Origin of the sequence: Aeromonas sp. ASNIH8 (genome assembly GCF_002919855.1) — a bacterium.
In the GTDB taxonomy this organism is placed as follows: Bacteria; Pseudomonadota; Gammaproteobacteria; order Enterobacterales; family Aeromonadaceae; genus Aeromonas; species Aeromonas caviae.
Genome location: NZ_PQLN01000007.1, coordinates 64,189 through 75,246 on the forward strand (window position 1 = coordinate 64,189; position 11,058 = coordinate 75,246).

The 11,058-nt window shown below is 54.2% G+C and carries 8 protein-coding genes; 4 read left to right on the forward strand and 4 right to left on the reverse strand.

What is annotated here, in order from left to right:
- Nucleotides 1-6 precede the first annotated feature (6 nt).
- Genes C3418_RS03525 through C3418_RS03540 form a run of 4 tightly spaced genes read left to right on the forward strand, consistent with a single transcriptional unit; the run spans nucleotide 7 to nucleotide 7,091 of the window.
- On the forward strand, nucleotides 7-1,536 hold the full coding sequence (locus C3418_RS03525; protein ID WP_064339927.1) for an AAA family ATPase: 1,530 nt from the start codon (nucleotides 7-9) through the stop codon (nucleotides 1,534-1,536).
- Complete coding sequence (locus tag C3418_RS03530; protein ID WP_005344798.1) at nucleotides 1,527-3,020, forward strand: VWA domain-containing protein; 1,494 nt, start codon at nucleotides 1,527-1,529, stop codon at nucleotides 3,018-3,020. The genes C3418_RS03525 and C3418_RS03530 overlap by 10 nt, the downstream gene beginning before the upstream one ends.
- Nucleotides 3,017-6,295, forward strand: a complete 3,279-nt coding sequence (locus tag C3418_RS03535) for a type I restriction endonuclease subunit R (RefSeq protein WP_103857961.1) — start codon at nucleotides 3,017-3,019, stop codon at nucleotides 6,293-6,295. Before C3418_RS03530 ends, C3418_RS03535 begins: the two co-directional genes overlap by 4 nt.
- 4 nt (nucleotides 6,296-6,299) lie before the next feature.
- The gene (locus C3418_RS03540) at nucleotides 6,300-7,091 is read left to right on the forward strand and encodes a M48 family metallopeptidase (protein ID WP_103857962.1); all 792 of its coding nucleotides are present in this window, start codon (nucleotides 6,300-6,302) and stop codon (nucleotides 7,089-7,091) included.
- 141 nt (nucleotides 7,092-7,232) lie between these two features.
- On the opposite strand, the gene C3418_RS03545 is transcribed toward C3418_RS03540, so the two are convergent.
- From C3418_RS03545 to C3418_RS03560, 4 genes are all read right to left on the reverse strand, one after another.
- Nucleotides 7,233-8,846, reverse strand: a complete 1,614-nt coding sequence (locus C3418_RS03545; protein ID WP_103857963.1) for an IS66 family transposase — start codon at nucleotides 8,844-8,846, stop codon at nucleotides 7,233-7,235.
- Between the two features lie 48 nt (nucleotides 8,847-8,894).
- Entirely contained in the window at nucleotides 8,895-9,260 is a 366-nt protein-coding gene (tnpB, locus tag C3418_RS03550) for an IS66 family insertion sequence element accessory protein TnpB (RefSeq protein WP_041205730.1), read from the reverse strand.
- A complete protein-coding gene (locus C3418_RS03555) occupies nucleotides 9,260-9,562 on the reverse strand; it encodes a hypothetical protein (protein ID WP_103857964.1) in 303 nt (100 codons plus the stop codon). The genes tnpB and C3418_RS03555 overlap by 1 nt, the downstream gene beginning before the upstream one ends.
- A gap of 624 nt (nucleotides 9,563-10,186) precedes the next feature.
- Nucleotides 10,187-10,921 carry a helicase RepA family protein gene (locus C3418_RS03560; protein ID WP_258039779.1) on the reverse strand — a complete coding sequence of 245 codons (735 nt, stop codon included), beginning with the start codon at nucleotides 10,919-10,921 and terminating at the stop codon, nucleotides 10,187-10,189.
- Between the last annotated feature and the right edge of the window lie 137 nt (nucleotides 10,922-11,058).

Below are 11,058 nucleotides of genomic sequence, written 5' to 3' on the forward strand. Positions count from 1 at the left end.
ATAAACATGAAATTACAACAACGGATGGAACGGCTGGTCAACGCGGTATGTGAAGGGATGTTTGAGCGGGAGGAGGTGATCTCGGTGGCACTGCTGGGTGCCTTGTGTGGTCAGAATACCTTTCTTTACGGCCCACCCGGCACGGCCAAAAGCCTGATCTCCCGTCGCATCGCCTGTGCCTTTGCCAATCCGGCCTACTTCGAGTATCTGATGAACCGGTTCAGTACCCCCGAGGAGGTCTTTGGCCCCATCTCGATCAAGGCACTCAAAGAAGATCGGTATGTTCGTAAAACCGAGCATTATCTGCCCCAGGCCGATTTCGCATTTCTGGACGAGATATGGAAATCGAGCCCGGCGATCCTCAATACCCTGCTGACACTTATCAATGAGCACACCTTTCGCAATGGCGAACAGATCGAGCAGGCCCCACTGAAAGCCTTGGTGGCTGCGTCGAATGAAACACCCGATGCCAATCAGGGGCTGGATGCGCTGTATGATCGCTTTATCATCCGCCTGATGGTCGGGCCCATTGAGCAGTCTGATAATTTTGAACGATTGCTGGCGTGTAAACCGACCGAGGCGGCTATCAGGATTGATGACTCGCTTGTTGTGAAGGCCGATGAGTGGGCTAAATGGCGAGAGCAACTGCATGAGGTGAGTTTGTCACCGGAAACCCTGACCATTATTCGCCTGATCCGCAGTGAACTCGCCACCAAATATGACAAACTGAAGGTCTATGTTTCCGACCGCCGCTGGCAGCGGGCGACCCAACTGCTCAAGGCCGCAGCCCTCTTTAATGGCCGCAGCGAAACCAATCACAGTGATGCCTTGCTATTGCGGCACTGCTTGTGGACCCATGAAGATAATCGTGTTGCCGTTAACGATATCGTTGAGCAAGCCGTCAAGGATAGCGGTTTTGACAGTGGTATTAATCTGGCAGAGATCGATCTCAAAAAAACGTTGCTGGATAAAGAGATTCACATTGAGCTTTTTTGTACGGAAGATATTTACAAGGTTGAATCACTTAGTCGTTTCATTAAAGAGAAAACTTTTTTTAAAGTTAGCAATAAATTTAATGGTCATGGCAGCAGTCAAGAGCATATATATATTCCAACAGAGCGAATGAGCAAGGCAGGTAAATTTCATCCAGTGGACAAGTCTGGCAACGAAATTGATTACTTGGTTTTCGAGTTTGATAAGCAGGGAACATGTAAAATATCAAATCCAAGAAGTTTTCACAGCAACTCTTCGTTTGATTTCAAACCAGAAATACTTTTCCATAAAGGTGATAAAAAAACGGATATCAACCAACGTCTGATTGACTCACTCTCATCTTCAGTGACAGATGTCAGATCGCAGCTGAGTGCCATTTTGGACAAGGTGGAGACCTTGCAGCAGGGATATGAACAGCGTCTTGCATCCATATTTGTCCCGGTAGAAAAAGTAGCCATTGCGCTCGATGGGATTACGGAGCAGATAAGCCAGATCAAGCTGCGTATCAAGGATTGCGAACGGCTGGAAGCCTTATGCAAATAAGCCTGGTGGAGAGTGCATCGCTTCTCGCTCAAAGAGAATTCCGCGACAGCTATGGTGGATTGCTGGCTCACTCCAGCTCGCTGACCAGCCAGGTCACGCAGCACATCGAGGAGTGGAAGAGAGATACTGAGGCCGCGTTGACCAGCGAGTGTCCATTCGCCGAGCATGCCCACAAGCTGAACCATTGGCGAAGAGAGAGTGCGCTTGGCGATATATCCAAAGCCTCTTTTCAAGGGGCGGTGAAGGATTATCTCGCGCTCTGTAAAGCCAGCCAGCACCCGGTGGACCCGCCATTTTGGCAAAAGCAGGTTGCCGATAGTTTCGCTCAGGACGCGGAGCCGCCGAGTGCGGATAAGGTCGTCAGTTGCCAACTGCTGGCTACTGAATGGCAAAAGGTGCTGGATAAAGCCCGCAATGGATGGGAGCTGACCCGGATCGAGCAGCTGCGTCACCAGTTAATGGAACGATTGGAGAGCATGCTCAAGCTGTTGCAGCAGTTGCAACCTTTGCTTGAAGCGTTGGGGCTGGATCCGGGGCGGCTAGTTGATCTCTCCAGTGGCCAGCTCTCTGCCCAAGATCTGGCCCAGTTCCAGAAGTGGGCAAGCTATCTGGCAAACGACAAGGGGCTGCATGCGTTATGCGACTTGCTCGGCAAGATCCGGCAGCTTGAGCTCTCCGAAAAGATTGAGCGGGTGAAGGTCAACCACGCTCTGGATCTCTGTCTGCCTGATATCAATTCCCGAGAGGAGATAGTGGGTATTCGGTTGGGGCGAGATCTGGAGCATGTATTACCCAGCGAGAAAGCCCTGTTGGCTGATGACGAGACCGCATTGCTGTTTGATTTGAAGTTCGTCGAGTCACGACTGATGAGCTTTGATATGGCAGGTATGCAGACTCAACATCTGCATGTTGAACGAGAAGAGGAGAGGCAGGTCAACGAAGAGGAGAAGCGCGGCCCCATGATCCTCTGCGTTGATACCAGTGGCTCAATGAGCGGTGCGCCCGAGACGATCGCCAAAGCGATGACGCTATTTCTGGCAACCAAAGCGAGAGAGGAGCAACGCCCCTGTTACCTGATTAACTTCTCTACGGGTATCAGGACCTTGGAGTTGAGTGGAAAATGGGGTCTTGCGTCGATAATCGACTTTCTGAAAATGTCGTTTCATGGTGGCACTGATGCGGCACCAGCCCTTGGCCATGCGTTGAAAACCATGGCCGCAGAGACCTACCAAAAGGCCGACCTGTTGATGATTTCTGACTTCATCATGGCGGATCTGCCACCGGAGACCCTGGCAAATATCGAGCAACAGCGTGGTAAGAGTAACCGCTTTTACTCTCTGGTGGTCGGCTCTGCCTATATGGTTCAGCGGCTAAAGAGTCTCTTTGATCATGAGTGGGTGTATAACCCGACGACGAGTACCATTCATGAGTTGATCGGCTTTCAGCAAAAAATTGACAACCAGTTTGAGGCATCCCCGTTATGAAGGCCTTGCCGAAATTTCAAGAAGAGTACAGCGCCAAGATCCCGGCTCTGACCCTGCTGACCCAGTTGGGCTGGTCTTTCCTCTCCCCTGAACAGGCGCTGGCGGCACGGGATAACAAGGCCGATCAGGTGGTGCTGCGCCAACAACTGCGCAGCGTGCTGGCCGAGCGCACCTTTGTGTTTGCGGGCAAAACCTATCCGCTTTCCCCTAAGTCAGTGGACAATCTGGTAAGCGAGCTGTGCAGTCCGGCGCTCAATGAAGGGTTGCAGGCGGCCAACGAGCGGCTCTATAACCACTTGCTCTATGGCATGTCCGTCACCGAGTTTGTTGATGGCAAGAAGGTGAGCCCCACCATCCCCCTGATTGACTGGCACAACCCGCACAACAACCGCTTCACCTTCACCGAAGAGTTTCGGGTGATGCGTTCGGCAGGTATCGAGGCTCGCCGCCCGGATATCGTCTGCTTCGTCAATGGCTTGCCCTTGGTGGTGATTGAGGCCAAGCGCCCGGATGGCAACGCCAAAAAAGGGCCGACCATCAAGGAGGGGATCTCTCAAAGCCTGCGCAACCAGCGCCCCGACGAGATCCCGCTGCTGTTTGCCTACAGCCAGTTGTTGCTCTCCATCAATGGCATCGAGGGGCGATACGGCACCTGCGGTACGCCGGAGAAGTTCTGGGCCGCCTGGCGTGAGGAGGATATCGGTGATGGTGCGATGACAGCCATCAAGAATCAGCCGCTCTCATCCGAACAACTCTCCGCCCTGTTTAGCCACCGTTCCACCGCCGACCTGGACTGGTATCAGTCGCTGGTTACGGCGGGTGAGCTGGCTGTCAGCGATCAGGATCGGCTGCTCATCAGCCTGCTCTCCCCGGATCGGCTGCTGGAGATGACCCGCCTGTTCACCCTGTTTGACAAGAAGGCGGGCAAGATAGTCGCCCGCTACCAGCAGGTGTTTGGCATCAAGCGGTTGATCGAGCGTATCAACCAGAAACGCCCAGATGGCGGGAGAGAAGGTGGGGTGATCTGGCACACCACTGGTTCGGGCAAGTCGTTCACCATGGTGTTCCTCAGCAAGGCACTGATCCTGCACGACAGTTTGAAACAGTGTCGCCTGTTGGTGGTGACCGACCGGGTGGATCTGGAGAGCCAGCTCAGCAAGACCTTTGCCTCCAGCGGTGAACTCGCGGGCAAGAAAGATAAAGAGGCGGCCATGGCTACCTCGGGCAAGCGGCTGGCCGAGCAGATCGGTAAGGGCAGCGAGCGGATCATCTTCTCGCTTATTCAGAAGTTCAACTCAGCGACCAAGTTGCCGGAGTGCATCAACAAGAGCCCGGATCTCATCGTGCTGATCGATGAGGGCCACCGCAGCCAGGGGGGCGAGAACCATGTCCGCATGAAGCTGGCATTGCCCAACGCCGCGTTTGTGGCTTTTACCGGCACGCCGCTTCTCAAGGATGACAAGACCACCAATAAGTTTGGCCCCATCGTCCATGCCTACACCATGCAGCGGGCGGTCGAGGACAAAACGGTGACGCCGCTGCTCTATGAGGAGCGCATCCCCGATCTGGAGGTCAACGAGCGGGCCATCGACAGCTGGTTTGAGCGTATCACCCTGGGGTTAAACGAGCAGCAGCAGGCCGATCTGAAACGCAAATTTGCCCGCAAGGGCGAGATCTACAGCGCGGAGGATCGCATCAAGCTGATTGCGTTCGATATCGCCAGTCACTTTTCAAACCACATTGTCGAGGGGCTCAAGGGCCAGCTGGCCTGCGATAGCAAGGCATCGGCGGTGCTCTATAAAAAGTACCTCGACGAGGCGGGGCTGTTCGAGTCGGCGGTGGTGATGAGCCCGCCCGACAGTCGTGAAGGCAACACCGAGGTCGATGAATCAACCACCCCGCTGGTCACTCAGTGGTGGAAGGAGAATGTCGGCACTCAGGATGAGCAGGTGTATTCCAAGGCGCTTATCGAGCGTTTTGCCGATGAAAATGACCCCCTCAAGTTGCTGGTCGTGGTGGACAAGCTGTTGACCGGCTTCGATGAACCAAAGAACACCGTGCTCTATATCGACAAGCCACTCAAAGAGCACAACCTGATCCAGGCGATTGCGCGGGTCAACCGGCTGCACCCGAAGAAGCAGTTCGGTCTGCTTATCGACTATCGCGGCATCTTATCCGAGCTGGATACCACTATCGGCAAGTATCAGGATCTCGCTTCCCGCACCCAGGGCGGCTATGACGTTGACGACCTCAAAGGCCTCTACAACCAGATGGGCACCGAGTACAAGCGCTTGCCGCAGCTCTACCAGACCCTGTGGGGTATCTTCGCCGGGGTGAAGAACAAGCAGGATATCGAGCAATTGCGCCAAGTGCTGGTGCCCAAGATGGAGGATCTGGACGGCGAACTGGTGGATGTGAACCTCAAGGTGCGAGAAGACTTCTACGAGGCGCTCACGGCATTTGCCAGTTGTCTGAAAGTGGCGTTGCAGTCGGCCTCTTTCTTCGAGGACAGCGCCTTTAGCGAGGCGGATCGCCGTCACTACAAGGAGACGGTGAAACAGCTCTCCAGCCTGCGCCAACTGGTGCAGCAGGATGCAGGTGAGAAGATTGACTACGACGAATATGCCGAGCAGGTGAAGAAGCTGCTGGATAAGCATGTGGTCGGTGTAGAGGTCAAAGAGCCGGGTGGCGTCTACGAGGTCGGCAAGATGGGCCAGCAGCAGCCAGAAGAGTGGAACGAGAACAAGACCCGCAACGAGACCGACATCATCAAAACGCGGGTCAGCCGCATGATTGAGCAGGAGCTACGAGATGACCCTTACGCCCAGGAAGCCTTCTCCAAGCTGCTGCGACAAGCTATCGAGGAGGCAGAGAAGCTGTTCGAGCACCCGCTCAAGCAGTACATGCTGTTTCGGGAGTTCGAAGAGCAGGTGCAGGAGCGCCGCCTGAGTGACATACCTGACGCCTTTGCTGGGCATCGCCACGCTCAGGCCTACTTTGGGGTGTTCAAAAAGGTACTGCCGGAGGTGTTCGCCATTACCGACAGCCAAGTACAGGATAAGTGGATAAAGCTGGCCTTCGAGATCGATACGGTCGTGGATGCGTCTGTGGCCGAGCACTCCATCAACCCGCAGAACATCGAGGCGGGTATTCGCAAGAAACTGTTGCCGCGCATGTTCCAGGAGTGCAAAGCAATCGGCAGTGGTATGGAGCAGGCCAAGAAGATCGTCGAGATGGTGGTGCAGATCACCCGAGTCGGCTTGAGCGGAGTCTGATCAGATGAATGTGCCTATTCGGGCCAAGGGCGATGCTCAGGCTCAGGCTCCAGCTCCATCCTTTAGCTTTCGCTACGGCGATGAGCGGATCGCCTTCGAGCGGGTGCAACGGAGACAGGCTAGCGGCAAGGTGCTTATCAAGGTGCATCCCGATTGCCGCGTCGTGGTCTCGGCCCCGCGTGAGGCGGCTGATGAAGCGGTTCTCGCAGCGGTCAAGCAGCGCGGACGCTGGATCTACGAACAGTTACGCGACTTTCGCCAGCAGTTGGAGCACGTCACCCCACGCCAGTACATCAGTGGGGAAAGTCACTATTACCTCGGCAAGCAGTACCTGCTCAAGGTGATCGAAGCCCCTAATTCGGTGCCGGGGGTCAAAATGCTGCGTGGCAAGTTGGAGGTGTCGGTCAGGAGCCTAGTCACTGATAGCGCAAAGAGAGCCGAGAAAGTCCAGGCACTGCTCGCTGACTGGTACAAGGCTCGTGCCAGGGAGGTGTTTGCCAGACGACTCAATGCCATGCTCGATCAGGCCATCTGGGTTACCGAGCGTCCGCCCCTGCGCATCCTGACCATGCAGACCCAGTGGGGCAGTTGTTCCCCCAATGGCCGGATCACGCTTAACCCGCATCTGGTCAAAGCGCCCCGCGAGTGTATCGATTACGTGATCCTGCACGAGCTCTGCCATATTGCCGAGCACAATCACAGCGAGCACTTTTACCGGCTGATGGGTCAGGTGATGCCCGGTTGGGAAAAGACCAAAGCGAAGCTGGATGGCATGGCTAACCGCTTGTTGACGTGAGTTATCAGCTCGTCAGTCACCCACAGCCCGGCAGGCCACCCTTGCCGGGCTGAATTTTTTGGTGTGGATGCATTGATTGCTCTTCGCATGGAGCCTTTTGTAGGGTAATCCCTCCCCGAAAGTAAGCGCCGCTAAATCGACCTACTTGCCTTCGTTGTATTGCGCCACTTTTTTTGCAATGGGCTCCAGCGGGACGTTCCATGGTAGCAGGGCTTCGAGTTTTTCCAGGCTATCGGCCTCGCCGATCTGCGCCAGCACATGGTTGATATACGCTGATGGCTCCAGGTCATTGGCTTTGGCTGTCTCCAGCAGCGAGTAGCAGGTTGCACTGGCCTTGGCGCCTTGCGCGCTGTCGGCGAATAACCAGGCCTTGCGCCCCACGGCGAACGGGCGGATTGCGTTCTCCGCCAGGATATTGCTGATGTGCAGATCACCCCGCTCGCAGTAGCCGACCAGATAGGGCCACTGCCCCAGCGTGTATTCCATCGCCTTTCTCGTCAGCGAGCCTTTCATCACCTTGCCGACGTTATTGTCCAGCCAGGTTTTGAACTCCGCCAACAGCGGCATGCTACGCGTCTGCCGTGCCTGATAGCGTTCGGCATCACTGCGCTCCTTCTGCTCCCGCTCGATGGCATAGAGTTTACTTATGTACCCCAGGGCTACATCGGCCTTGCTGGCACCGGGCTTGCTCTTGCCCTTCGCAACGGACGGCGTGGCCTGGGTCGCTTCGATGAATTTGCGCCGCGCATGATCCCAGCAGCCAATCCGGGTGAGACCGCTCTGTTTGCACACCTGGCTATAGCCAGAATAGCCATCGGCTTGCAGTACGCCGCTAAAACCGTCCAGCAGGCGCACAGGAACACTTCCGGCGCGCGACGGATCATATTCAAATAGCACAGAGGGGCGGCCCGGCGGACCACCGCGGGTCACCCACATCCATTTGTCCGATTGCGCAGTTTTGCCCTCCTCTTTGAGCACCTGGATCCGCGTCTCGTCGGCTTGCAGGTACGTCGCGTGGTTCTGCTCCTCGCGCAGCAGGTTCATCAATGGCTGGAACACCTCATCCAGCCGGATGATCCAGTGGGCCATGCTGGTGCGGCTCACCTCCTGCCCCAGGCGCTTGAACATCTGCTCCAGACGGTACAGTGGCAGGCCATCGGCATACTTAGAGGTAATGATGTAGCCCAGCAATGACGGCGTGGCGATACATTTGCCCAGCGGGTGTACGGGGCGGTTGGCCGCGAGGATCACCTCTTCGCCATCACGCTCGAACACCGCCTTCTCTTGCCAGATCTCCAGCACCTTGAGTTGAGCCGGAATGAACTGCAACTCCTCTTTGACCTTGGTAAAGAACACCTTGCTGGCCCCGGCTTTCTGCTCATCGCTGAGGGTGAGTTCGATGCGCTCGCGCAGCAGTGAGGCGGAGAAGCCACGTTGACGCGGCTTGGCCTTTGCTTCGGCAGTTTGCGGCAGGTCATCGGGTAACTGGGCCAGCAGGGCGTCCATGTCCGCTTCCAGCTCTGCCTCATCAAAGAGCTGGAGCTGATGGAGTTTCTCGCTGCTGGCGGCAAAGCGCTGGATCCTGCGCAGACGCAGCAGCTCTTCGAGTAACAGGATATGGGCGTCACGCCGCTGGATAGCCTCTTCTTTTAACGCCAACTGTTGCTGAAAACCCGCAATAACCGCCAACAACTCAGCGGCGCTAAGGCCACTGAGTTCAGGTGATGGGGTGAGGTTTTTCGGCGTCATTTTCATGAGGAAATTATAACAAAAACAAGGCGGTAAAGCACGAGGTTGGCGGTATTAAAGCGTCTCATAATGCAGTGTTTTATGGCCCTGCATCAAGGAGATATCGTAGCCATCGAGCAACCAGTTTATCTGCTCGGAAGAGAGGGAGAGTAGCTCATCGGCAGACGATGGCCACTTGAATTTCTCCTCGGCCAGCGCCTTGTAATAGAGCACAAAGCCGTTGTCCTCCCACATCAGACACTTGATCTTGTTGCGGCGGCGATTGGTAAAGGCATAGAGGGCACCGGTGAACGGGTTGTGCCCCAGTTGCTGCTCGACCAGCGCCGCCAGGCCGTGGGCCTGTTTACGAAAATCGATAGGAGCCCGATAGAGGTAGATCTGCGGCATGGTCAGTGCCGGACGCAAGTAACGAGGGCGCATTACAACTGCCTCATGATAGCGCCGAGCAAATCGATATTGCCCGGATGTAACCCGGAGAGAGTGATCCCGTTGGGTAAGGTGAGCGTCAAGCCGACTTCGTTCGTGACAGGAACAGGCATGGCTACTCTGACAAAGCCAGGAAGAGAGTCCGAGTCTACAGGCTGTTCGAGCTTTTTACGCCAGTAAGCAAACTGGTGATAGACCAGTGCCTGGCTTTTGCAAAAGGCGTGGCCGGAGAGGCCGGAGTCAAGCCAGGCGGTGATCTGCTGTCGCCAAAAATCAGCACGTTCTTGAGTGGTCATAGTGAAAATCCAGCGAAGAGGTAATGGATTTCAAGTGTGACGAGCTGATTTTGGGAAAAAAAGATGCCGATTCAAGGGCGCTTACCCCCGAAAAACTGGGGTGCTTATAAGTACAATTTTCTCGTATCTTGAACGCACCCGCGCCAGTAACTTGGCCGACGGGTCTCTCCTAACGAGTACAGAGTTGACCGTTAATACACTGAGATGAGTTCCTATTGACCGGCCTGCATTGCTAAACTCTGGATCGTATATTCACATAGAACGCAGTTCTATGTGGAATTTATGAAAGTAAAGACGGCTTTCCGATGAGACGCCTTTTTACAAATGGCGATAAGGAGGATAACGCGCTGAAAAAGAGGCAGCATGAAGTTCAATTCCAGCTAGTAACATAAAAAAACCATTTTTTGTTTTCATGAAAAAATTCCTTTTGGATTTGAAAACAAACGGGGGGACTAGACTTTTTAAAATGAATGTTTGATGCTTTCATACCTACTTATTTTCGAGATGTCAACCGATGAGGATAAGAGTAGATTTATCCTCATCGAGCCGGGGGATTGTTAAGGGGGTGCAATATATCACATGCAATACTTATATATATGTAGTTCATTGCACCATTGCATCCAATTAATTGGCGGATGTGGATGAATCTGCTAAATGTTTGATAGCAATGCCATCTGTTAATACATATTCAGTCCGTTCAGATGTCGCCACCCTTGTCACCCAACCATTATCGACACATTTTTTTATGTAATTTTTTGCCTGCCGTTCTTTTACAGAGAAATACTGGCAAAACCTCTCGGTCAATGTGGTGGCAGAAATCGCCTCCTGGCCTTCCAGTGCCTCCAGCAGCCCATCCATCAGCCTGTCGCGCTCCTCCCCGATGGCACTGACTAATGTCAGCCCAATACGATTAAGGAGTATTTCGTCAGGTGTTTCAACCGCCCTCGCACTGAACGTCAGGTTGTAGCGAGCGCCCTGACCCTCTCGCGTCCCCAGTGAGATGACACCATCGGCCTCACCATGAATCGAAGAAGCTCCCCGCATGCTCATTACGCCAGCGTTAACCCCACCTGCATTAGGCGAAGCCTTTCTGGCGTGATGAACGATGATGTGTGCAGCTGAGCCGCTGATTTTTCGAATGGCTCGCATCACCTGACCCATTTCGCCATTGTTGTTTTCCTCTGCATTATGCATCCGAGCGAGGACATCCCAGATGATCAAATCCGGTTGAATGTCGTTGACAATATCTATTATTGCCTGTGATGCCATAGGATCTAATACATCAGTCGATTTATAATCGCCGCACCGCAAGAATGTTTTAATGTTTTTTGCATCTCCCAAGTTGGTCTGTTCCGACATGGTGTAGTACCTGACTCTTATACACAAGTAGCGTCCTGAACGGAACCTTTCCCGTTTTCCAGGATCTGATCTTCTATGTGACTCCCAACATAGTAACGATCATGATAACTTCTGCTCTTCATCGTACGGCTGACTGG